This is a genomic window from Halomonas sp. DP5N14-9 (genome assembly GCF_019802175.1).
Lineage (GTDB): Bacteria > Pseudomonadota > Gammaproteobacteria > Pseudomonadales > Halomonadaceae > Halomonas > Halomonas litopenaei.
Window position 1 is genome coordinate 216,355 of sequence record NZ_JAHVHR010000029.1, and the last position, 22,816, is coordinate 239,170.

Below are 22,816 nucleotides of genomic sequence, written 5' to 3' on the forward strand. Positions count from 1 at the left end.
ACCTTCGCTCGTCGACTTTTCGGACCGCGCCTAGCGACTACCGCGCTGCTTCAGCGGACCGCTACCAGGTCCGCAGCCACAGGCATTCCACCTTGTCGCCCGGCGCTATCTCGCAATGGGGCGGGATCACCGCCAGGGCATCGGCATCAATGCAGGATGACAGTACCCCGGAGTTCTGGTCGGAAAACGCCAGGGCGCTGACGCCCTGTGGGCCGAAGGCGAGGCGCACCCGCATGTAGTGCTGGCGCGGACCGGTGGAGGTGGCAAAGTCGCTGCGGGCCCATAGCCGCGGTAGCTCCGCCATGGACTCACAGCCCTGCAGGGCACCCAGCAGCGGGCGCAAGAATAGCCAGGCACCGACATAGCTGGACACGGGATTGCCGGGCAAGCCGACAAACCGCACCGGCGTGCCGTCAGGTCCTTCCATCTGGCCCAGGGCCAGCGGCTTGCCGGGACGAATGGCCAGGCGCCACAGGTTCAGCGTGCCCAGTGACTCCAGCGCCGCCTTGACGTGATCTTCCTCACCGACGCTGACGCCGCCGGTGGAGACCACCAGGTCCGCTACCTCGGCGGCCTCCTTCAGACAGGCGCGGGTACCCTCCGGGCTATCCGGTACGCTGCGCGTGAGCACTATTTCGGCGCCGAAGCGCTCCAGCAGGCTCTTGAGCATGGGGCGGTTGGAGTTGTAGATCTGGCCAGCTGCCAGAGGCTTGCCCGGATCGATGATCTCGTCGCCGGTGGACAGCAAGGCCACCCTGGGTCGGCGGTGGACGTCCACTTCAACGATACCCTGGCCTGCCAGGTGGCCAAGTGCGGCGGCGTCCAGCCGAGTGCCGGCGTCCAGCAGCGGGGCGCCTGCGCGTACGTCGCGGCCGCGCCGGCGCACGTTGTCGCCCGCCGGGATGTCGGCGGGAATGACGGCCTCATCACCCTCGCGCTGGACCTTCTCCTGCATCACCACACAGTCGGCGCCTTCGGGCAGCTGGCCACCGGTAAAGATGCGGGCACAGCGGCCGCGTTCCAGTCGCTCGCCCGGGGCCCCGGCGGCCACTCGCAGGGCCACCGGCAGGCGTTGTCCGGCGTCTTCATGGTGCAGGGCGTAACCGTCCATGGCGCTATTGTCGAACGGCGGTACATCCAGGGCCGCCACGACCGGGGCTGCCAGCACACGGCCTTCGGCCTGTTCGCAGGGCTGGCGCTCCACCGGCAGCGGCGCGACGCCATCGAGCAGGGTGGCCAGGGCGTCCTCCATGGGCGCCAGTGACGCTGCGTGGCTAGACGTCATGCTGCCCCCGCTCCGGTATCACCAGATTGGCGAAGTTGCAGGGCCGGTGACGGTTGTCGAGCTGCTCGGCAAGGATGCCGTCCCAGGCGGTGCGGCAAGCGCCGGTGGAACCCGGCAGGCAGAACACCACGGTGTTATTGGCCATGCCTCCCAGGCAGCGGCTTTGCACGGTGGAGCTGCCGATTTCCTGATAGGACAGCTGGCGGAACAGCTCGCCGAAGCCCTCGATGCGCTTGTCGAGCAGGGCCGATACCGCCTCCGGGGTGGAATCCCGTCCGGTGAAACCGGTACCACCGGTGGTCAGGATCACCTGCACTTCGGGGTCGGCGATCCAGCCTGACACCACCGCGCGGATACGATAGATGTCGTCGATCACGATCTGCTTGTCGGCGAGCTGGTGGCCGGCGGCCTCGAGCCGCTGCACCAGCGCCTGACCGCTGCGATCGGTGTCTTCGGTGCGGGTGTCGGAAACGGTCAGCACCGCCACCTTCAACCCGATCATGGTGTCCTGACTCACTGGCGTCACTCCTTGTCACCGGTACGCTGCTGCTTGGCCTGCTGGCGAGCCTCGAAGGCCGCCATCTGTTCGGGGGTGGCCTTGGCCTGATACATGTCCTTCCATTCGCTGTAGGGCATGCCGTAGACGTGTTCACGGGCGCTTTCGTAGTCGAGCGTCTCACCGCGCTCTTCGGCGGCGGCGACCAGCCACTTGGACAGGCAGTTGCGGCAGAAGTCCGCCAGAATCATCAAATCGATGTTCTGCACATCCTTGTTGTCGTCAAGGTGGCGAAGCAGGCGGCGGAAGGCGGCCGCCTCGAGTTCGGTGCGAGTGGCCTCATCGAGGTGCTGCATGGGGGACTCCAGTAACAGAAAACGATCAGTCGGGCGACTGTCCCACGATGGTAACGCAAGACCGTCACAAGAACAGCGGCAAAAGAATGCCGCCCCGAGTGAGCCCGGGGCGGCGAGAGGGATAGCGGTCACCGTGGGTGGGGCTGCGCTCAGGAGGGGCTGGGAGATTCCGGTTTGGTATCGTCCGTTGCCTCGACGTCAGCCGGGGCCTCGGCCTGATCCTTGACCTCTTCGTACCACAGGTTGTGGTGCTGCTTGGCCCAGCTTTCGTCGACGTAGCCGGTGGTCATGCCCTCGAGCGCACCCTCGGTCCCTAGGGTGCCGATATAGATGTGACCGAAGGAGACGGCGGTAAGCGCGAGGGCACCCACCGCATGGATGATGTTGGCCCACTGCATGGTGTCCCGGCTCTGGTCGAAGTTCGGGAAATCCAGTACCAGGCCACTGACGAAGACAACCATGCCGGCCGTGGCCAACAGCCAGAACCAGGCCTTCTCGCCACCGTTGGCAAAGCCGGCGTCTGGATGCTTGTCGCCGACCATGCCGCCGCCTTGCTTGAACCACTCGATATCGTGGGCCTTGATCCAGTTGTGCTTGAGAAAGCGCAACAGCACGAAGATCAGCAGCAGACCGAAGAACGGACCGATGTAGTTGTGCAGGAACTTTGTGCCGCTGATCATCGCAGCCCAGAAGGCGTCGCCAAACACTGGCTTGAACACGAACTTGCCGTAGAGAATGTTGAGGCCCGTCAGCGCCAGGATGATGAACAGCGTCGCCAGGGTCCAGTGCAGCGCCCGGCTGAGTACCGACCAGCGCAACAGCTTACGCCCGGTGCGTGGCTCATCGAGGCGGCTGCGGCCGACGATCAGATAGAAGATGGTGATCATCGCCAGCATGCCGCCCACGGCGATCAGCCCGAAGGGCGAGACCCACTTGTTGCGCCATTGGCGCCAGCTCTCGCCGCTCTGGTTGATCAGGCTGTAGGTCGAATCATGGCGAGTATCGATAAAGGACTCGCCATCCTTCACCTGGCGCCAGGTGTCGGCGTCGGCGCTGGGTACGGCGGTGGCGATCTCGGCATTGGGGTCGGCACCCATGGCGGGAGCGGCGCAGGCCAGCAACAACAGCAGCAGTGCCGGCAGCACCAGCCCCAGGGCTCCACCCGGTCGAGGCAAGGCATCACGAAGGTTCATGGGGCCTCCTCACTGGTTGCGTGTGGCGTCGTAGGCCATGGCGTCGATCGCCGAGGGCGAGCCATTGCCGATATCCGACCAGGCGCCATCCTTGTGACCACGGCGCACCACCCGCTCGCGGAAGATGTCGGCAACGGTCTGGGCATCGCCTGCCAGCAGCGCCTTGGTCGAGCACATTTCGGCGCACAGCGGCAGCTTGCCCTCGGCGATGCGGTTGGCGCCGTATTTCTCGTACTCTTCTTCGGGGCTGTCGGCGGGGCCGCCGGCGCAGAAGGTGCACTTGTCCATCTTGCCGCGCTCGCCGAAGGCGTCCTGCTGGGGAAACTGCGGCGCGCCGAAGGGGCAGGCGTACAGGCAGTAACCGCAGCCGATGCACAGATCCTTGTCGTGCAGCACGATGCCGTCGTCGGTCTTGTAGAAGCAGTCGGTGGGGCAGACCGCCATGCAGGGTGCGTCATCGCAGTGCATGCAGGCCACCGAGATGGACACCTCGGACGGCTCGCCATCATTCAGGGTGACCACCCGGCGGCGCTGGATGCCCCACTCGACCTCGTTGGCGTTCTTGCAGGCGGTGACGCAACCATTGCACTCGATGCAGCGCTCGGCGTCACACATGAATTTCATCTGGGCCATGTCGAAACTCCTGTTGGTTCGGTGACGTCGGTGTCTAGCTGGCGAGTTCGATGCGACACAGGGTGCACTTGGTTTCCTGCATCTGGGTCACCGAGTCGTAGCCGTAGGTGGTGGCGGTGTTGACCGCCTCACCGATCACGTAAGGCGTGGTGCCATCCGGATAGCGATCGGCCAGGCTTTCGCCCTGGAACATGCCGCCGAAGTGGAAGGGCATGAACACCACTTCCCGCGCTACCCGAGGCGTCACCATGGCCTTGACCTTGATACGGCCGCCTTCGGCGCCTTCCACCCACACCATGTTGCCGTCCTTGACCCCCAGGTCGTTGGCCAGGGCAGGGTTGATCTCGACGAACATCTCCTGCTGCAGCTCGGCCAGCCATGACATGGAGCGCGTTTCCTCGCCGCCGCCTTCGTACTCGACCAGGCGGCCAGAAGTCATGATGATCGGGTACTTCTTGCTGGCATCATTCTGCTGAATGCTCTGGTACAGCGTCGGCAGGCGGTAGTGCGAGGCGACGTCATCCCAGGTGGGGTAGTCCTCGACCAGATCCCGGCGTGAGGTATAGAGCGGCTCGCGGTGCTTGGGAATCGGGTCGGGGAAGGTCCAGACGTTGCAGCGCGCCTTGGCGTTGCCGAAAGGTGAGCACTCATGGGCGATGGCAACGCGCTGGATGCCGCCGGACAGGTCGGTCTTCCAGTTCTTGCCTTCCGCCGCGGCCTTTTCTTCGTCGGTCAGTTCATCCCACCAGCCCAGGTCCTTGAGCATCTGGGCGCTGAACTCGGGGTAGCCGTCCTCGAGATCGGAACCGGCGCTGAACGAGTTGTCGGCGAGAATCGGGGTGCCTTCGTGCTCGATGCCAAAACGGGCACGGAAGGTCAGGCCGCCCTGGGATACCGGTTTGCTGGTGTCGTACAGAATGGGGGTGCCGGGGTGATTGAGCTCCGCGGTACCCCAGCAGGGCCATGGCAGGCCGTAGTAATCGCCGTCGGCCGGGCCGCCTTCGGCACGCAGATCGCGGAAGCTGAAGGTATGCCAGTTCTGCTGGTGGGTCTTGAGCCGCTCGGGGCTCTGCCCGGTGTAACCCACGGTCCACATGCCGCGGTTGAACTCCCGGGTGATGTCCTCGATCAGTGGCTCCTCGCCGTTGATCTGAATGTTCTTGAACAGCTCGTCGGCAAATCCGAGGCGCTGGCTCAGCAGGTACATGATGCTGTGGTCGGGCTTGGCCTCGAAGGCCGGCTCCACCACCCGGTCACGCCACTGCAGAGAGCGATTGGTGGCGGTGACGCTGCCGTAGGTCTCGAACTGGGTGGCCGCCGGCAGAAGATAGACGCCATCGCTGCGATCGTGCATGACCCCGGCGACGGTGGGATAGGGGTCGACGATGACCATCATCTCGAGCTTCTGCATCGCTTTCTGCATTTCGGTGCCGCGGGTCTGGGAGTTGACCGCATGGCCCCAGTAGAACATCGCCTTCAGGCTGGTGCGCTGGGAGATGTCCTGGTCTTCCTCGAGGACGCCATCGATCCAGCGCGATACCGTGATGCCGCTGGAGTGCATGGGGTAGCCGTCGGCGTACTCGGTCTGATCGAAGCGGCTCTTGAGCCATTCGTAATCGAGGTCCCAGATCTGCGCCCAGTGCTTCCAGGCGGCTTCCGACAGACCGTAATAGCCGGGTAGCGAATGCGACATCAGGCCGAGATCGGTCGCCCCCTGGACATTGTCGTGCCCCCGGAAGATGTTGGCGCCGCCGCCTGACTTGCCGATATTGCCCAGCGCCAGTTCGAGGATGCAGTAGGCCCGGGTGTTGTTGTTGCCGGTGGTGTGCTGGGTGCCGCCCATGCACCAGACGATGCAGCCGGGACGGTTTTCCGCCAGCCGCCTGGCGGTATCGTACATGGCGGCTTCCGGCACCCCGGTGATGCGCTCCACTTCACTCGGCGGGAAGTTGGCGACCTCGTTGCGGACCTCGTCCATGGCGTAGACGCGCTGGTCGATGTACTGCTGGTCTTCCCAGCCGTTCTCGAAGATGTGCCAGAGCAGGCCCCAGATGAAGGCCACGTCGGAACCCGGCCGGATCCGCACGTAGTGGTCTGCCTTGGCCGCCGTGCGGGTGAAGCGCGGATCGACGACGATGATTTCGGCCTGGCTGCGCTCCTTGGCCAGCAGGATGTGCTGCATGGCCACCGGGTGCGCTTCGCTGGGGTTGGAGCCGATGAACATGATCGAGCGGCTGTTCTGGAGGTCGTTGAGCGAGTTGGTCATCGCTCCGTAGCCCCAGGTATTGGCGACGCCCGCCACGGTGGTGGAGTGGCAGATGCGCGCCTGGTGGTCGGTATTGTTGGTACCGGCCAGCGCCGCGAACTTGCGCATCAGGTAGGCCTGTTCGTTGCTGAACTTGGCCGAGCCGAGCCAGTAGACACTGTCCGGGCCATGCTGCTCGGTCAGTTCCAGCACCTTGGCACCGATTTCGTCGATGGCCTGGTCCCAGGACAGACGTTGCCACTCGCCCCCGACCAGCTTCATCGGGTACTTGAGGCGGCGGGTGGAGTGACCGTGCTGGCGTAGTGAAGCGCCCTTGGCGCAGTGGGCACCGCGATTGATCGGGTGATCGAAGGCCGGTTCCTGGTGGGTCCAGACCCCTTCCTGGACCTCGGCGTAGACGCCACAGCCCACCGAACAGTGGGAGCAGATGGTGCGGCGGGTTTCCACCGGAGCATCGCTGTAGGGCGTCTTCTCGACCGCCTCGGCGCGTTGCATCATCGTTGAGCCGAACAGTCCAAGACCGGCGACACCGCTGGTCGCTGCGCCACTGCGCTTGAGGAACTGGCGCCGGGAAATGCCGAGACCGGAGACCTTGGGTGTGGTGGAGGTACGTGTCAGTCGCATGGCAGGCTCTCCTTGTTGTCAGTCGCGCAGGGATGCGTAGAAGGCACGTACGTGTTCTGTCTCGCGGTAACCGGCGCTGTCATCGGGTTTCTCGGTGGCGGTCGTGGCGCTGTCATCGCGCGCCACAGCAACCGAGGCCTGGCCGACCACCACCGCGGCACCGGCGGCCACGGTGCCGCCCCCCAGGGCCTTGAGAAGACGACGGCGTTGAGTGTTGGGCGTTGTGCTCATGCTCATTCTCCTGCTCCAAGGGCCTGGCCTCGGTCCTCGTGGACGCTGGTGCCGGGCACAGGGGTTCCAAGGGTAGTGTTGTCGATCAGGATGGCGCTCTCGCGCTGGAAAAACAGCGTCGCCAGTTCACCCAGCGCCGCATAGAAGGGGGTGTCGACCCGGGCAAGATCGTGCATGCAGCGGTTGGCCCAGGGTGCCAGGTGGCGATGGAAGAAGCTGCCGGCTCGCTGATCGTTCTGGCCGATCAGCATCGCCATGACCTCGCACATTGCCGCCAGATGATCTTCCGGCTCCGAGACGTCGGCAGAGCGCTGGATGCCCAGCGTCTTGAGATCCCGTCGCAGTGCGACCAGTGATGCTTCCATCAGGCCGCCTTCGCGGTAGTAGGAGGCGTAGGGCAGCACGTCGCCCTGGATGACCCCGATCAGATGACGAAAGTGGGCACGCTCCAGGCGTTCGACGTCGCTGTCGGCAGCAGCGGCGGCCAGCCGGCTCCAGGCCTGGCTCAGACGAATGTCGTCCGGCTCTCCCTCGAGGCCGGCAAGCCACTGGCGAAGGGGTTCGCTGGGGGGCTCGCGCAGCAGTGCCGCCAGCAGGGCGTAGATGTCGGCCCTCAGATCGGCTTCTTCGGTGCGGGAGTCAGGAATGTCGTGCGTGGTCATAGCTTGAGCTGGGCCTCCGGATTGGTCGCCATCTCGTGCCATACGTCCTTGACCCGGCAGTCCTGACACATTTCCAGCCGACGTGCCTGGTCACCACTGAAGTACGCATGGTTGGCCAGTTTCTGCTGGATGGCGGCGATGGTGCGGGCGTTGGCGAAGGCGCTGCCACAGACGATGCAGTGAAAGGGTGCGTCTTCGTGGCACACTCGCCACTGGCTGCGTTCCGCGCTGGCGAGGAAGCCGGGAGACAGGCGGATGGCGGATTCTGGACAGCTCTTGCTGCACAGGCCGCACTGGACGCAGTCTGCCTCGCGAAAGTCGAGGCGCGGGGTGTCACCTCCGGCGCCGAGCGCGCCGGTCGGGCAGCTGGCAACACAGCCCATGCACAGAGTGCAGGCATCGGCATTGACCTCGATGCCCCCGAATGGGCTGCCCGGAGGCATCGGGTGCCGCTCGCCGTCGACATGGCCAGTGGTGGCCAGATGGTCCAGTACCAGGGTGAGACGCTCGCGCTTGCCCGGCGCTTCTACGCCATCTGTTGCCCCTGTATTGCCGGGTCGTCCGCCGGCCATTTGTACCGTGGCCGACGGGGTGTCCTTGTCGCTCCCGAACGCTTGAGCCTGTTCCAGGGAGCGCAGCCGGGGCGTCAGACCCGCATGGCGAGGCAGGGCGAGCGAGCTTTCCTGCTCCTCGTCGCTGAACCACTGCAGTCGGCCGGGATCCTGCCCCAGCGCCTCGAGGATCGCTCTGCCCTGGGCCAGCTGATCCTCCAGGTGAGCGACCAGCCTGTCCGGCATGTCGGAGTAGGCCTGGATGCGCACTTCGCAGGCGCCGGCGGCAATGGCCGACAGCCAATGGTCGACGCCGGCAGAACCCAGATCTTCCAGCGCCACATCGATGACGTGGCCGGCCGCATCGGGTTGCACGTGTAGGGCCTGATCGGCCTGAACGAATCGCAGCACCGCCGACTGGCCGCCGGCGGCGTGGTAGTGGTCGAGCCAGGCGAGCAGGGTGTCCTGCTGGCGCAGGCTATGCGGTTGGCGGAATTCGATGGCCCCGGTGGGGCAGGCGCTGGTACAGCTACCGACCCCCTGACACAGGTAGGGATCGATCTCGATGCGGGCATCGATGCGTCCGGGGACGCTCTTGATGGCGTCGGCGGGACATACTTCCAGACAGCGGGTACAGCCACCGAAGCCACGAGTGGAGTGGGCGCAGCGATCGGCGTGGACCTCGAAGTAGCGGGGCTTTTCGAATTCACCGATATAGTCGCCGAGGCCGTCGATCAGCGTCGTGCGCGCTTCACCGGCGACCGGGGCATGAAAATAGCCGGGAGGTGGCAGTTCCAGGGGCAGGCGCGGTGTCGGTGTCAGGTCCAGCACCAGGTCATGGTGTTCTCGGCCCAGCAGTGCCCGGGCAAGCTCGATGGGGCCCTCATGGCCGTCGAGCCAGGCGCTGAAGTGGCCAAGGTAGCCTTCCAGGTGCAGCCGTCCGAGTTGGGAGGCGAGTAGCGGCTGGAGCTGCACATCGGCAGCCTCGGCACGCTGCAACAGAGCATCATCCGGCACATCGGTCACCACCAGCGTGATACTGGCAAGCTCTTGTTCAAGCCCTCGTGCACGCTCCAGCACTTCCAGCACTTCCAGCAGGGACGCGCTGTCGCCAATCGCCAGTAGATGGCCATGGCTTTGGTAACCCACCGTTGCTGCGACGAGATTGAGCGGCCAGGAGACGGCGCCAAGGGCTCGCTCACGGGCCTGCCGGTTGACCTCGGTGTCCACCGGCACGGTTGCGATTTTCTGGTTCATGCTGACTCACGGTCGAAAACTTTGTGTTCGTTATGAATTTTTTCTTATGTGTCATCCCCAAGTGTGAGCGCTGTACATCAAATGCGCCAACACTCCTTGGTCGAAGGCGGTAAGCACCGCTATGACGAGGTGGGACCAGGCCCCTCGGGATCTTCCTCGCTGGCAGCCAGCGCCCGGCCAGCGGCTGGCGCTGCGCGGCCTGCCTTGGCGGATGCGGAGGTGCGGCTGACACCTCGTTCGCCAGCTTGTGTCATGGCCTCCGACGTTGTGGCGTCGTCCGGTGACGGTGATGGCGTCGTGGTGGTATCGGCGACGTCCTCGTCGCTAGCGCCGTCTCCCTGATCGCTGTGCCCTGGCGGGGTGTCTGGCAGAGCGTCTGGCGGGGTGTCTGAAAGAGCGTCTGGCGTTTCGCCCGCAGAGTCGGCGACGCTATCTTCCGCGGCCTCCTCGTCATCGACGTTATCCCACCACCGGCGCAGGCGCTGGGCGGTCTCGCTGGGCAAGGGGGTCAGCTTGGCGCGAAAGTCATCATCATAGTCATCCAGCCCGTCGCGCAGGTTGTAGCGTTCACCGCGAAACAGCTGGCGCAGGGCGCGTTTCTTGAGCGCCCGGTCCACGCCCGAGGCGAGGTATGCCCGAATATCGCTGCCGGGCGCCAGCGACTCGGGAGGCGGTAGCTCGACGTCCGCATCAGAGGTCGCGTCCGCGGGTGGTGCGCCGTCGTGCGCATCGTGCTCGGGCGCGGCAGCGGTATCGACCTCGGAGTGGCACGGTTTGGCATCGCTGCTGGCAATTGGGGCGGCGGGGGCTCGCTGCGTGTCGAGAGCAGCATCACTGGCGGCGGTGGCGTCAGGGGGTGTGCCGTCGACAACCGACGGGTCCTTGAGCTTTCTGCGGGACCACTGTGACAGGCGACTCATGGGGTGTTCTCCCGCGCACGTCCGGCACCCTTGCGCTTTTTCTTGCGTCCCTCGATCGGCGCCTCGCCATGGGCCACCAGATAGGCCTCTATCCAGGCCTGGATCGCCAGTGGCATCTCTGTGGCGAGCACGCGGTGTTCTCCGTCCATCCAATTGGCCGCGACGTCCTGACTTGCGGTGATGGCATCGAGATGGGGCTCTCCGTCGCTGTGTCCGGCGCGGATAAACAGACGTGGGGCAGCGGCCTGAAGGTTGAACCGATAAGCCGCCCGCTCGGTCAGGCTGAGCACCAGCGTCACGACACTGGGCCCCTGATCGCCAGGCTCCAGACGCTCGACTGCCCAGCTGCGCTGGCGAAAGCCCTTGATTACCTTGTCCTGTGGCGTGATCGTCACACTGAGTGGCCGGCGATTGGCTAGCCTCGTCATGGCGTAATGTCCTTGGCAATGGCAGGATGCGGTCAGTCATGCCGTCGAACCTGATCCGTGGTTCCGACTGCTTTTATCGGCCGACTCGTGTCAGCAAGCAGTATTAGCAAAGCAGTTTCCGCATCACGCCGTCAATTCGACGTTATCCGGCCACCTCAGCGCTTATTGTCCGATGGGAAGGTCTATCGGAAAGGTTTGTCGGGAATGTTTATCGGGAACGTTTATCGGGGATCGAGATGTCGACCATACAACGTAGTCACGCCCTGTTGCCGCCCACCATCGAGATCGACGTCGTCGATGAGTTCGGCGAATCGCACCGTCAGGCTATCGCCGCGGAGCGCTCGCTGACGGTCTACCTCAACCGGCGGGAAATCGTCACCCTGATGTCGCTGGGAGCGGACCCGGAGGCGTTGGTGGTGGGCTATTTGCGCAATCAGGGGTTGATTACGCAGCGCAAAGACCTCGAGGCGGTGATGGTCGACTGGGAAGTCGAGGCTGCGGCGGTTGTCACTCGCCATTCGCCGGAGGATCTGGAGCAACGGCTAGGCCAGCGCACCGTTACCACCGGCTGCGGCCAGGGCACGGTATTCGGCCGCCTGCTCGATGCGGTGCCACAGACCCGGCTTTCCCAGGCCAGGGTGAGTCAGTCGGTGATCTATCGGCTGCTCGACAACCTGGGAGACTACAACGAGACCTACCGCAGCGCGGGGGCGGTCCATGGCTGTGCGTTATGTCGCCAGACCGAGGTGCTCGACTTTGTCGAAGACGTGGGCCGGCATAATGCGGTGGACACCCTGGCTGGCCGAGAGTGGCTCGACGACCTTCCGCTCGGCCAGGCGGACATCTTCTATACCACCGGACGGCTGACGTCTGAGATGGTGCTCAAGGTGGCCCAGATGGGTATCTCGGTGCTGGTGTCGCGCTCAGGCGTTACCCAGAAGGGCGTGGAGCTAGCCCGGCGCTTCGGCGTGCTGCTGATCGCTCGGGCCAAGGGGCGCAGGCTCCAGATTGTCCATGGGCGCGAGCGCTTCGACTTCGACGCACAGCCGGCCCGGCGTCCCGGAGATATCAAGCGCCGGCAGACGAAAGACTAGGCGTGATCGGGGGCTTCCCAGACGTTGTCGCTCAGGTGTTCTCGCGACGGGTACAGACCGACAGTACGGTGGCGTCCTCTTCACTCACCGAAACCAGCGCGTGACCCATGTCGCTGTCGAAGTAGATGCTGTCGCCTGCAACCAGGCGCAGCGGCTCGTAGAATTCCGAGTACAGCAGAATCTCGCCGTCCAGCACCATCAGGAATTCCTCGCCATCATGGCGCACCCACTCGGAAAATTCCTCGAAGTGTCTGGCGCGCACGATGGTCTTGAACGGGATCATGCGCTTTTGCGCCAGCTCACAGCTGAGCAGCTCGTGTTCGTAGGTTGGGGTAGGGTGGCGCTGGCCTTCGCCGCGGCGCGTCATGTCTCGCCTGCCCATGGTGCGGGTCTGCTGCCTGGGCGGTGACAGCAGTTGGGGCAGGTCGATGTCGAGGCCGCCGATCAGCTTCTGAACGGCGGTAAAGGTCGGCGAGATCTGATCGTTCTCGATCTTCGACAGGGTCGAGCGCGCGAGACCGGTCTTCTGGCTGACGTCCTCCAGGGTCCACTGGTTGGCCAGACGAATCTCCTTGAGTCGCTCCCCCAGACGAAGGGGTTCGACGAAGGCCTTGCGGCCGGAGGCGATCTTGAGTGCCGCCTCCTGATCGGTGTGTTGCGCCATGTCGTGTTCACAATAGGAAACCAGGTTTCCTCTAGGCTACCACAGCGTCGCCACTCCCTGCCTGTGTCTCGGCGGGCATTCGACCCGGGTTTTCTATCTGGACTATCTGCCCCGGCCTGCTACTGGAGTTTGCTGACAGCCTGGCAGCTGAGTCCACCATGAGGCGGTTCGGCGCGTCGATATTTCCCGGACATGTTTCCCGGCATCGGGAAACACAGGCCGATGGCAGGGGCAGGGCAAAGCAAGGGCAAGGGGTGAGCCAAGCCACCAGGTGAAAGGCGATTCGCCAAGACGGCTCCAGTCGCCGTCGTCAGGGCTGGTAGGCCAACCCCAGCAGGGCCCGCAGATGGGCTTCCACCGAACGTCCCAGCGCCGCCAGGTCATAGCCCCCTTCCAGCACCGAGACGACGCGGCCCTCGGCATGTCGCCGGGCAATATCGAGGATACCCTGGGTGATCCAGTGGTAGTCCTCGTCGGCGAGACACAACTCTGCCATGGGGTCGTCGCGATGGGCGTCGAAGCCCGCCGAGACCAGTATCAGCTCAGGGCCGAAGTCTTCAAGAGCGGGCCACCAGTCACGCTCGATGGCCGCGCGAAAACCAGCGCTTTCGGTGCCGGCGGGCAGCGGCGTGTGGACCACGTTGGGGTAAGGGGTATCCAGATAGCGCCAGGGGTAGAAGGGATACTGGAAGCTGGTGCAGACCATCACCTCGGGGTCATTCTTGAAGATGTCGATGGTGCCGTTGCACTGGTGGACATCGAAGTCGAGGATGGCGATGCGCCGCGCTCCGTGGACGGCGCGGGCGTGGGCCGCGCCGACGGCAACATTGTTGTAGAAGCAGAAGCCCATGGCCTCCTGGGCCTCGGCGTGGTGACCGGGAGGCCTGACCGCACAGAAGACATTGTCGGCCTGACCGCGGAACACCTGATCGACCCCCTTGACCACGGCGCCGGCGGCCAGACGTGCGGCCTGCAGGCTGTCGCTGTTCATCAGGGTATCGGCGTCGATCGAGGCGTGCCCCTCCTGGGGCGAAGCCTGCTCCAGCCGAGCGAGGTGCGCCTCGGGATGCACGCGCTGCAACTGCTCTTCAGTGGCCTCCCGAGCGTCTGCCTGCATCGCGTGTTGCAGCACGCCAGAGCGCATCAGTTGCGCCCTGATGGCATCGAGTCTCAAGGGACTTTCGGGATGATCCGGCCCCATGTCATGACGCTGGCAGTACGGGTGACTGAGAAAGGCTGTGATCATCGATATCTCCGACTGGTCTGGCGCCACCTTAGGAGTAATACGGACCCCGAGACAGTGGCAAATGGTCGAAGCGTGATGCCAAGGATGCCTTGGTCCTGGTCAAGCTAGCGCTGGACGTGGTTGTGGGGTAGCGCCACACTCCGGCACTATTTCCATAACGTTCAAGTGCGCAAGTGCGCACAATTCGCCGCCAGGGTGTCGGCTACCCGTCGCCTGAGGAGACCACCTGTGAGCACCCAGTTTCTTCGTCGCTTTTTCGATCCCGCCTCGATCGCCGTGGTGGGTGCCTCCGAGAAGCCTGAGTCCACGGGTGGGCAGGTCATTCGCAATCTGCTTGACGGCGGCTACGGCGGCAAGCTGTGGGCGGTCAACCCCAAGGGGTACGCCAGCGTCCACGGGGTCGAGTGCGTCGCTCGCACCTCTCAACTTCCCGAGGTGGTGGACCTGGCGATCCTGTGTTCGCCGGTCTCGACCCTGCCGAAACTGTTGAGCCGGCTGGGTGAACGCGGGGTGCGCGCGGCCCTGGTACTGTCCGGTGGCAGTCAGCTCGAACAGGACGAAGGCGGCAAGTCGTCGATCCGCCAGCGCATGCTCGATGCGGCCCGGTCCTCCGGCATCCGAATACTGGGGCCGGAGTGCATGGGCTTGATCGTGCCGGGACGACGGCTCAATGCGTCCTACTCCAGTCATACGGTGCCCAGGGGCAAGGTGGCGTATCTGGGGCAGTCGGGCATGCTGGCCAACGCCATGATCGACTGGGCAGCCGGGCGCGGGATCGGCTTTTCTCACCTGCTGACGTTGGGGGAAAGCGTCGATGTCATGCTTCCCGACCTGATCGACTACATCAACCAGAATTCGCCCACCCAGGCGATCCTGTTGCACCTTGAACGGGTCCACGACGCCCAGCACTTCATGACCGCCGTGCGTGATGCGTCGCGCAATCGGCTGGTACTGGCGATCAAGAGTGGCAGGACCAGCCAAGCCGACCTCAGCGGCCTGCCACCGACGCCAGGCGTCACCCATCGTGATCGGGTCTTCGATGCCGCCTTCGCGCGTGCGGGCGTGGTAAGGGTCAACGATTCCGACGAGCTGTATGACGCCCTGGAGACACTGTCACGGATGCGCCCACTCAAGGGTGACCGTCTGGCGATCGTATCCAACGGGCTGGGGCCGGCCATGCTGGCCATCGACAAGTTGATCAACGCCGGAGGTCGTCTGGCCGAATTCGAGGAGGCTACCCAGACATCGCTGCGTGAGCGAGACCTCGATATCAGCAAGCCCGGCGAAAACCCGGTGGATCTCGGGGGCTACGCCACCCCGGAACGCTTCGTGGCGGCGTTGGAGATCGTCGCCGCCGACCCCAATGTGGACGCCGTACTGGTGGTCCATGCTCCGACGCGTCTGGCGCCTTCCAAGGCGACCGCCGAGGCGCTGATCCGTGAACGCAAGCGCTTTCGGCGTAACTTGTTGACCAGTTGGATGGGCTTCGAAGAGGCGATCGGCGCTCGTCACCTGTGTCACGAAGCGGGTGTACCCACCTATCTGTCGCCGGAGAAGGCGGTGAAGGCCTTCATGCACATGGTCGACTATCAGCGGGTCCAGTCGTTATTGCAGCAGACGCCCCCGAGCCTGCCGTTTTCGACCTCGGCCGAGGTGCGAGAGCGCTGCCACCGGCTGATCGACGAGGTGCTCGCCGATGGTCGCGAGAGCCTGACCCATAGCGAGACCGCCCAGGTGCTCAAGGCCTACGGCCTGCCAGTGGCGGAGAGTCGCTATCCCGACGGTGCCCAGGCCGCCGAGGAGGCCGCCCGGGAGCTGACGGGCCCCTTCGCGATCAAGATCGTGCACGACGGCAACAGTCGGCCATTTCGTTACCGGCGACATCCTCACAAGCTGTCGGCGGGGCTGGTCCAGGATCTGGCCAGTCCCGGCGACGTGGCCGAGGCGGTGGATCGCCTCAGCGAGAAGGTCTCCGAGAAATTTCCCGGCTTTCGCGTGCGAGAGTTCTGTCTCCAGCCCATGCAACGGGGCAAGCATTCGATGCAGCTGTGCGCAGGCATCACCCGGGACCCGGTCTTCGGACCACTGATTCTATTCGGCATCGGCGGCTACAAGGTCAATATTCTGGCGGATCGACAGGTCTCTCTGCCGCCCTTGAACATGACGCTGGCCGCGGACATGGTGTCTCGTACCCACGCCGCGCGGCTGATTCGTGAGCACTCGAGTGATCCAGAGCGCGATGAACAAAGGCTGTGCCAACTACTGGTGACCCTGTCGCAGATGGCCACCGACCTGCCTCGGCTGCGTGGTCTCGAGATCAACCCGCTACTGCTCAATCGAGACGGCATGGTGGCGGTGGACTTCGCCATGGACCTCGGTTCTCCGGCGCGCTTCGCGATCATGCCCTATCCCGAAGAACTGAGGGAGTGGGTCAAGCTCAGAAACGGCTGGGACGTCGAGTTCAGGCCCATTCGGGCTGAAGATGCCCCTCTGATTACCGACTTCCACGGGCAGTTGTCCGAGGAGAGCATCCGCTTTCGCTACTTCCACAACAAGACCGATTTAAGCCAGGGCGATTTGTCGCGCCTGGCCCATATCAACTACGACCGACAGATGGCGTTTATCGCCGAGCGTCTTTGCGAAGACGGCAGCAAGGAGATGCTGGGGGTGGTTCGGGTCTGGAACGATCCCGACAATATCCGAACCGAGTTTTCGATCATCATCCGCGATGACCTTCAGGGGCTCGGTATCGGCAGTCGTCTGATGGAAAAGATGATCCGCTACTGCAAGGGGGTCGGCACCCTGGAGATGGTCGGCAAGATCATGATCGACAATCACCCCATGCGCGCACTGATGAAGCACCTCGGGTTCCGACAAAGCTTCAACATGGAGGAGCAGGTGGTGGACGCAGTGCTGCGCCTCAACGAGCCGGGTAACGATTGGCAGCGACACCGCCTGGAACGGCCGATGGAGTAGCAGGTCGGCGTTCGATGCCAGGACCGCCGGCCTGGCCTCCCGCCTGTGCTTGCAAGGCGGGAGCCGGTCGGATGATTCGTTCAGGGTGCCAGCCGCACCACTTCCCAGTGGCCATCGCGGCGGCCGTAGCGAACCCGGTCATGCAGGCGACTGGGCTGTCCTTGCCAGAACTCGATCATTTCGGGGACGACGCGGTAGCCTCCCCAGTGCACCGGGCGCGGGATATCCTGGCCTTCGTAGGCCTTCTCGAAGCGCCGCTGGCGCTGCTCGATCCAGTCGCGATCGGGGATGACCACGCTCTGGGTGGCGATCCAGGCCCCGAGCTGGCTGCCGCGGGGACGGCTTGCAAAATACTCGTCCGACTCCTGCTCGGCGACCTGCTCGGTGCGTCCCTCGATGCGCACCTGGCGCGCCAGCTTGGGCCACCAGAAGGTCAGGGCCGCATGGGGGACGTTGGCCAGTTCGCTACCCTTGTGGCTGTGATAGTTGGTGTAGAAGACCATCCCGTTTTGATCGAACCCCTTGAGCAGCACCACCCGCGCGTGGGGCAGGCCCTGGCTGTCCACGGTCGACAGGGTCATGGCATTGGCATCCTGGGGATCGGTATCCAGGGCCAGGGCGAACCACTCATCGAACATGGTGAAGGGATCCTTGGGTACCTGGCCTTCGTCCAGGCTGCCGCCTTCATAGTCACGTCGAATGTCCGCAATATCACGGGTCATCGGTATCTCCGGTGGAATCAGACAAAAAAAGGACGGCCACTAGGGGTACCGTCGTCCAATTGATAAATCATCGCACCTTGTGTCCGAGATGTCGCCCCGCGTCGCCGGGAACACCACCGTCATCGTCGCGAGTCATGATGAATGTCAGCTGCTACAGCTTTAGCAAGTACCGCTTTGGCAAGGCGCCACCACAGGGAGTGGCTATCTTGAGTATATCGTCACTGGCGCCAGGCGTGGTGCCTTTATCAGCGAGGGGGAGCGACCATGCCATCTGTCGAGTCAACGTCAGCCGCCGAGCACAGGCCGTCAGGGCGTAGCCGGCGTGTCTGGAGCCTGGTCATCCGGCTATTCCACTGGGGGCTGGTGGCCTGCGTTGTACTCTCATTTCTGACCATGAAGGTGGAGACCGACCTGTTCGACTTTCCGCAGAACGTGCACGCCAGGGCTGGGCTGATAGCGCTTGGGCTTGTGCTGTTTCGATGGGGGTGGGCGCTGGTCGGCGATCACCACGCGCGCATCGGCTCCTGGCTGCGCTCTCCCTCGGTAACGCTGGCCTATGCCAGAGACCTGATGAAGCGACGTGCCGATATCTTTGCCGGTCACAATCCGCTGGGGGGCTGGGCGGTGCTGGCGATGCTGACGAGCCTGACGATTCAGGCACTGACGGGGCTCTTTGTCACCGATGACATATTCTTCGAGGCGCCGCTGCATACCCTGGTGCCAGCAGCAGTCAGCGACGCGGCTCTGTGGATTCATCACCTCAACGCGAATGTGCTGCTGGCGCTGATCGTGCTTCACCTGGGTGCACTGGTGGCCCATCGCTGCCTCGGCGAGCGACTGGTAGGCGCCATGTTCAGCGGCCGCAAGACGCTGCCGCGGGGTGCGCACTGGGCCGAGACGGACACAGAGACCCACCAACAACCAGAGCAACAGTCAGATCAAGAGCTAGATCGGGCGTCAGATCAGCAGCAGGGGGAACGTGGAAGCAGCGGCAAAGGGGTAGAGCCTGGCCGCTCGGCCCTGATGGTACGAGCGGCGCTGCTGGCCCTGTTCAGTACGGGGTGTGTGATGTGGCTGTGGGGGCGCTTGTGAAGCGGCGAAGGGTCACTCGGCGCGGAAGTTGTCGTGACACCCCTTGCAGGTATTGCCGACGGTGGCCACCTGCTTGAACAGCGCATCCTGGTCACCACCGTCGGCCATCTCGGCGAGTTTTGCGGTTTCCTCGATCAGGGTGTGGTAGCGCTGGTCGAAGTCTTCGTAGTCATCGGCGATGTCCGCCAGGGCATCGGTCTCGACGCCATGGTCGTCTCCCTGCAGTGAGCCCTTGACGAAACCTTCCCAGGGTAGCGGCGCCACGGCGGCGAGGCGACGCGCCTTCTCGAGAAACAGTTCGGCGTCGAAGTCGCGCTTGCCCTGGGCCATCGCGCCCAGCGGGCCGATCTGCCAGGCCATCACGCCCAGCGCGTCCTGACGGTATTCGATGGCGTCTTCGATCTCGACGCTGGCATCGGGGAGTTCCTCGGCGAGTGCACAGGCGCTGGCCAACGTTAGTCCAAGTCCGGTCACGAGGGCATGCAACGGGGTCACGGTCATTGTCCTTACTCCTTGCCTGGCGACATGGGCCGGGCGTTGTCGAGGATGGCGTCGCGAATGCAACGACATCCTCAAGATAGCAAGGAGAGCGGCTGCCGCCAGAAGGGCATGACGGTCGGCCTGAACAAGAGCTATGAATTGCCCTGGTGCTGTCGCATCTGACGAGAGCGAAAGCGTGCGTAGCCCATGCAGCCGGTAAACAGCACCAGCGCCACCAGTGCCTCAGCGACGCCACGCAGACCGAGTCCCGGCAGGGTGGCGATCATCACCCCCTGGGCGAAGTAGAGCAGACTGACGAAGGCCAGCCAGGCATGGCCCCGTGGACGGCGGGTCAGGATGGATGGCAGAAACAGCACAAGAGGCAGTACAAAGGCGATCATCGGGCCGAAACGATTGCCGTCGGCTTCCACCGCGATACCGCGGTACACCATCATTGCCAGCAGCAGGCCAAAGCCGACCAGCACCAGCTGGCGCGACTGCCGGGTCAGGCGGTCAAGCCCGCGGCGCTGTTCTACCCCCTCAAGCCAGGCTCTCATGAGGCCCCCTTGCGGGCGTCAGCCAGAGCGAGCGTCAGCCGCGCCAGGCGCGCGCCCTGAGCGAAGGCCAGCTCACGCTCGTGTTCGTCCAGCGGGCGATCGCTGCGAACGCCTGCCAGGTGGCTGACGCCGTAGGGGGTGCCTCCGCCCTGGGTGCGGGTCAGGGCCGTCTCGCTGTAGGGCAGCCCGGCGTAGACCATGCCATGGTGGAGCAGCGGCATCAGCATCGTCACCAGCGTCGTCTCCTGGCCACCGTGCAGGCTCGAGGTAGAGGTGAAGGCGGTGGCGGGCTTGTCGATCAGCGCTCCTGACAGCCACAGCTCGCTGGTGCCGTCGAGAAAGTGCTTGAGAGGAGCCGCCATGTTGCCGAAGCGTGTGGGGCTGCCGAGCGCCAGGCCACTGGCGTTGCGAAGATCGTCGAGGTCAGCGTAGATAGCGCCTTCGGCAGGAATTTCCGGGTCCACCGCTTCACAGGTCGGCGACACCGGAGCCACGGTACGCAGGCGAGCATCGACGCCGGCGACAGACTCGACACCGGCGGCGATGCGCTCGGCCAGCGCCCGGGTGGCGCCCTGGCGGGAGTAGTAGAGGACCAGAACGTAGGGCAGATCCGACATGCACTTTCCTTATGGCAAGAGCCTATGGGTTGACGAAAGCCCGAGGCAACGGGCGAAGAGGCTGGCTGGCCTCAACTCTCCAGCAGTGACGTGATGGCCTCGGGCGGGCGGCCGATTACCGCTCGCTCGCCGTTGTCGAGAATCGGGCGCTGGAGGATTCGAGGATGGGCCAGGATGGCAGCCACCACCTGGGATTCATCCTCACGGTCGGCGCCCAGACTCTTCCATTCGGTCTCGTTGGCGCGCACCAGGTCGCTGAGCTTGCCGTCCAGCCGGGCGATCAGGCCACGCAATTCCTCACCGTCCAGGGGATCGTCGAGGTAGCGGCGGACCTGGACCTCGGCGCCGGCCTGCTCCAGCAGGGCAAGGGCTTCGCGGGACTTCGAACAGCGAGGATTATGCAATAGCGTGAGTGCGGCCATGACAGCTCCGGTCGAGTGGGAATCGGCAGCTATTGTAGATCGCCGGCGCGACCGGCCACAACGACGCGCCGCCAAGGCAGGTCATTGCTCGAGAAGGCGATAGGCCCAGACCTCATCGCCGCGAGCGAGGGTTAGCCTGACGCGTTCATAGCGCACGCCCAGACGCTCGTAGCGGTCCAGTTCGGCCAGGGTCTCGCTATCCACCGCCAGTAGCTGTCCGGCCACCTGGTCATCACGATCGACCTCCAGGTCGAGCCCCTCTCGGCGATACCCCGGGAGCAGTGCGGGCGTCGACTCGAGTCTTTCTCCGGTCACCAGCCAGCGCACCCAGGGGGAGCGCAGGGTGCCGTAGACAAAGACTCGGTGGGGGCCGTCAGCGGACTGCTCCATGGCGGCCGGAGACGTATAGCCATAAGGGCTCTGGTAGGTGTACCAGAACCAGCCGTAAAGGCCGATGATCAGTGCGCCAACAAGACAGAGCAGGCGGGCAAGCCAGAGCGTCAGGGTGTTCATGGGGGACCAATGACAAATGAGCGGTGTGTGCAGGAAATCGAAAGGCGGCGTGTCTCGCTTGACTAGCCTCTCACCAGGCGGCCGGCTTGTCGAACCGAGGTTCCCCTCTATCGGCGGCGGTCCCGGCCTTGCTAGGATAAAGATTCCCGCCAAGACGAGGAGGTGCCCCATGAGCGAATTTCTCCGCGCCGAGTCTTTTGATGGTGCCCATGATGATGTGGACTTCAAGGCCATGATGGGGGACGTCCAACCACTGCGTCAGGCCAACAATCGTGCCGATGCCGGCCGTCGCCGAGGCGCGCCAACCGAATCACAGCTGGCCAGGCGTCGTCATGCCCTGAGTGGAGACGACGGGCTTGATGGTCTCAGTGACGACTTCGTCGACCTGGTGCCTCCCTTCGATCCGCTGGAATACCGCCGCGATGGCATTCAGACCGGGGTGGTCGAGCGCCTGCGGCAGGGCGGGTATCCGGTGCAGGCCAGTCTTCACCTGCTGCGGCGCCCGTTGCATGAATGCCGGGGGAGTCTGCCCCAGTTCATCCGCGACGCCTACGCGGCGGATCTGCGCTCGGTGTTGATCGTCCATGGACGCAGCCGCGAGATCGATGGCGCCGCCAATGTGCTGCGCTCCTGTCTGGCCAAGTGGCTACCCGCCCTCGACGAGGTCCAGGCGTTCGTGTCTGCTCAGGAGGCTGACGGTGGACTCGGCGCCACCTGGGTGATGCTCAGAAAGAGCGAGCGTGCCCGCGCGGCGAACCGTGAACGCCAGCAGAAGCGTCGCGGATAGACCTGGCGAAGCCTGTTGCGGCTTCCCGGCCGCTTTCCTGCATCGATCCTCTTGTTGTTACTCCTTTCCACCCGGCGCCATCCTGCAGATGGCGCCGTATCGCTTGCGTGGCCTCGCCAAGGACGCCATCGAGACAATCGGCATCAAGTTGGAACAGTCTGCACTGGCTGCCGCGACTAGGGTTCCTATAGCGCGATAGTGGCAAGCAATGCGCTGGCAGGGTCACGGCAAGGTGGGGAGCGACTTGATGAGTCATCCACCGCCGGTGCAGTGGCCTTACGACGTCATTCAGTTGGCAGGGGGCTACATGATCATCGCGGAACTTCACGACCACTGGCAGTGGTTCAAGCATCACTCGATACCTACCTTGGGGCACCGCTACTGGCACTGCGATGAGCTGATGCCATTGCTGCGCCGGCTGGACCGGGCGAACCGGCGGATTCAGGACTTCGGCCCGGTATTCACCGACCATGACCAGCAAAAGCTGGATCATCTGCGTGATCGCGCCATGGCACTAGTCGAGCAGGCGAGTGAAACGGCGACAAGGTGTCAGCAGCGGCTGGCGCTGGGCGACCAGGGGAGCTCTCGACCGCTTGACGAGCGAGAGCGGGCCTTGCTGCTGTCTTTCTACACGCTTCACGTCATCGAGCCTCTGGAGGATGCCCGGGCCCATCTGCTCAAAGAGCTTGGCTAGTCGACCTCTGGCATCGGGGGCGGAGACGACAGACAAGGACGTTGATGTCG

24 protein-coding genes are annotated in these 22,816 nt (G+C 64.3%); 5 read left to right on the forward strand and 19 right to left on the reverse strand.

Annotated elements, in window-relative coordinates:
* Positions 1–61: 61 nt before the first annotated feature.
* The 11 genes from glp to KUW00_RS15955 form a co-directional block, all read right to left on the reverse strand.
* Entirely contained in the window at positions 62–1,285 is a 1,224-nt protein-coding gene (gene glp, locus KUW00_RS15905; RefSeq protein ID WP_045992217.1) for a gephyrin-like molybdotransferase Glp, read from the reverse strand.
* The gene (moaB, locus tag KUW00_RS15910) at positions 1,275–1,787 is read right to left on the reverse strand and encodes a molybdenum cofactor biosynthesis protein B (RefSeq protein WP_222569615.1); all 513 of its coding nucleotides are present in this window, start codon (positions 1,785–1,787) and stop codon (positions 1,275–1,277) included. The genes glp and moaB overlap by 11 nt, the downstream gene beginning before the upstream one ends.
* 20 nt (positions 1,788–1,807) lie before the next feature.
* Entirely contained in the window at positions 1,808–2,137 is a 330-nt protein-coding gene (locus tag KUW00_RS15915; RefSeq protein WP_108133399.1) for a DUF1244 domain-containing protein, read from the reverse strand.
* Positions 2,138–2,286: 149 nt separating this feature from the next.
* Positions 2,287–3,330 (reverse strand): formate dehydrogenase subunit gamma, encoded by a 1,044-nt coding sequence (locus KUW00_RS15920; protein WP_108133400.1) that lies wholly within the window; start codon positions 3,328–3,330, stop codon positions 2,287–2,289.
* Between the two features lie 9 nt (positions 3,331–3,339).
* Positions 3,340–3,963 carry a formate dehydrogenase FDH3 subunit beta gene (gene fdh3B / locus KUW00_RS15925; RefSeq protein ID WP_045992214.1) on the reverse strand — a complete coding sequence of 208 codons (624 nt, stop codon included), beginning with the start codon at positions 3,961–3,963 and terminating at the stop codon, positions 3,340–3,342.
* 34 nt (positions 3,964–3,997) lie between these two features.
* Complete coding sequence (locus tag KUW00_RS15930) at positions 3,998–6,853, reverse strand: formate dehydrogenase subunit alpha (protein ID WP_222569571.1); 2,856 nt, start codon at positions 6,851–6,853, stop codon at positions 3,998–4,000.
* Between the two features lie 18 nt (positions 6,854–6,871).
* Complete coding sequence (locus KUW00_RS15935) at positions 6,872–7,084, reverse strand: twin-arginine translocation pathway signal (RefSeq protein ID WP_108449424.1); 213 nt, start codon at positions 7,082–7,084, stop codon at positions 6,872–6,874.
* A gap of 2 nt (positions 7,085–7,086) precedes the next feature.
* Positions 7,087–7,746 carry a molecular chaperone gene (locus tag KUW00_RS15940; RefSeq protein WP_222569572.1) on the reverse strand — a complete coding sequence of 220 codons (660 nt, stop codon included), beginning with the start codon at positions 7,744–7,746 and terminating at the stop codon, positions 7,087–7,089.
* Complete coding sequence (locus tag KUW00_RS15945) at positions 7,743–9,554, reverse strand: 4Fe-4S binding protein (RefSeq protein WP_222569573.1); 1,812 nt, start codon at positions 9,552–9,554, stop codon at positions 7,743–7,745. Before KUW00_RS15945 ends, KUW00_RS15940 begins: the two co-directional genes overlap by 4 nt.
* Positions 9,555–9,673: 119 nt before the next feature.
* Entirely contained in the window at positions 9,674–10,474 is an 801-nt protein-coding gene (locus KUW00_RS15950) for a DUF3306 domain-containing protein (protein WP_222569574.1), read from the reverse strand.
* The gene (locus KUW00_RS15955; RefSeq protein WP_222569575.1) at positions 10,471–10,902 is read right to left on the reverse strand and encodes a DUF3305 domain-containing protein; all 432 of its coding nucleotides are present in this window, start codon (positions 10,900–10,902) and stop codon (positions 10,471–10,473) included. Before KUW00_RS15955 ends, KUW00_RS15950 begins: the two co-directional genes overlap by 4 nt.
* 236 nt (positions 10,903–11,138) lie before the next feature.
* Between KUW00_RS15955 and KUW00_RS15960 the strand changes: the two genes are divergently transcribed.
* Positions 11,139–11,996, forward strand: a complete 858-nt coding sequence (locus tag KUW00_RS15960; protein WP_222569576.1) for a formate dehydrogenase accessory sulfurtransferase FdhD — start codon at positions 11,139–11,141, stop codon at positions 11,994–11,996.
* Between the two features lie 31 nt (positions 11,997–12,027).
* Here KUW00_RS15960 and KUW00_RS15965 read toward each other — a convergent pair whose 3' ends face one another.
* Both KUW00_RS15965 and KUW00_RS15970 read right to left on the reverse strand, forming a co-directional pair.
* Positions 12,028–12,660, reverse strand: coding sequence for a helix-turn-helix domain-containing protein (locus KUW00_RS15965; protein ID WP_045992207.1), 633 nt, complete (start codon positions 12,658–12,660; stop codon positions 12,028–12,030).
* A 310-nt stretch (positions 12,661–12,970) separates the two neighbouring features.
* Entirely contained in the window at positions 12,971–13,906 is a 936-nt protein-coding gene (locus tag KUW00_RS15970; protein WP_124804755.1) for a histone deacetylase family protein, read from the reverse strand.
* A 228-nt stretch (positions 13,907–14,134) separates the two neighbouring features.
* Here KUW00_RS15970 and KUW00_RS15975 point away from each other — a divergent pair, with 228 nt between their 5' ends.
* Positions 14,135–16,882, forward strand: a complete 2,748-nt coding sequence (locus KUW00_RS15975) for a bifunctional acetate--CoA ligase family protein/GNAT family N-acetyltransferase (protein ID WP_222569577.1) — start codon at positions 14,135–14,137, stop codon at positions 16,880–16,882.
* A gap of 80 nt (positions 16,883–16,962) precedes the next feature.
* On the opposite strand, the gene pdxH is transcribed toward KUW00_RS15975, so the two are convergent.
* Positions 16,963–17,604: a pyridoxamine 5'-phosphate oxidase gene (gene pdxH / locus KUW00_RS15980; RefSeq protein ID WP_108133409.1), complete on the reverse strand. Its 642-nt coding sequence runs from the start codon at positions 17,602–17,604 to the stop codon at positions 16,963–16,965.
* 264 nt (positions 17,605–17,868) lie between these two features.
* Between pdxH and KUW00_RS15985 the strand changes: the two genes are divergently transcribed.
* Positions 17,869–18,696, forward strand: a complete 828-nt coding sequence (locus KUW00_RS15985; protein WP_222569578.1) for a cytochrome b/b6 domain-containing protein — start codon at positions 17,869–17,871, stop codon at positions 18,694–18,696.
* A 12-nt stretch (positions 18,697–18,708) separates the two neighbouring features.
* Here the strand turns inward: KUW00_RS15985 and KUW00_RS15990 are convergent, their stop codons facing one another.
* From KUW00_RS15990 to KUW00_RS16010, 5 genes are all read right to left on the reverse strand, one after another.
* Complete coding sequence (locus tag KUW00_RS15990) at positions 18,709–19,197, reverse strand: c-type cytochrome (protein WP_045992202.1); 489 nt, start codon at positions 19,195–19,197, stop codon at positions 18,709–18,711.
* Positions 19,198–19,328: 131 nt separating this feature from the next.
* Positions 19,329–19,733 (reverse strand): DUF2069 domain-containing protein, encoded by a 405-nt coding sequence (locus tag KUW00_RS15995; protein WP_045992201.1) that lies wholly within the window; start codon positions 19,731–19,733, stop codon positions 19,329–19,331.
* On the reverse strand, positions 19,730–20,350 hold the full coding sequence (gene wrbA, locus KUW00_RS16000) for an NAD(P)H:quinone oxidoreductase (protein WP_045992200.1): 621 nt from the start codon (positions 20,348–20,350) through the stop codon (positions 19,730–19,732). Before wrbA ends, KUW00_RS15995 begins: the two co-directional genes overlap by 4 nt.
* Positions 20,351–20,421: 71 nt before the next feature.
* The gene (locus tag KUW00_RS16005) at positions 20,422–20,772 is read right to left on the reverse strand and encodes an arsenate reductase family protein (RefSeq protein WP_108133412.1); all 351 of its coding nucleotides are present in this window, start codon (positions 20,770–20,772) and stop codon (positions 20,422–20,424) included.
* An 81-nt stretch (positions 20,773–20,853) separates the two neighbouring features.
* Positions 20,854–21,285: a gamma-glutamylcyclotransferase family protein gene (locus tag KUW00_RS16010; protein ID WP_045992198.1), complete on the reverse strand. Its 432-nt coding sequence runs from the start codon at positions 21,283–21,285 to the stop codon at positions 20,854–20,856.
* Between the two features lie 169 nt (positions 21,286–21,454).
* Here KUW00_RS16010 and smrA point away from each other — a divergent pair, with 169 nt between their 5' ends.
* Both smrA and KUW00_RS16020 read left to right on the forward strand, forming a co-directional pair.
* Positions 21,455–22,072 (forward strand): DNA endonuclease SmrA, encoded by a 618-nt coding sequence (smrA, locus tag KUW00_RS16015; RefSeq protein WP_108133414.1) that lies wholly within the window; start codon positions 21,455–21,457, stop codon positions 22,070–22,072.
* A gap of 247 nt (positions 22,073–22,319) precedes the next feature.
* Positions 22,320–22,766 (forward strand): hypothetical protein, encoded by a 447-nt coding sequence (locus KUW00_RS16020; RefSeq protein ID WP_222569579.1) that lies wholly within the window; start codon positions 22,320–22,322, stop codon positions 22,764–22,766.
* The last annotated feature ends 50 nt before the right edge of the window (positions 22,767–22,816 follow it).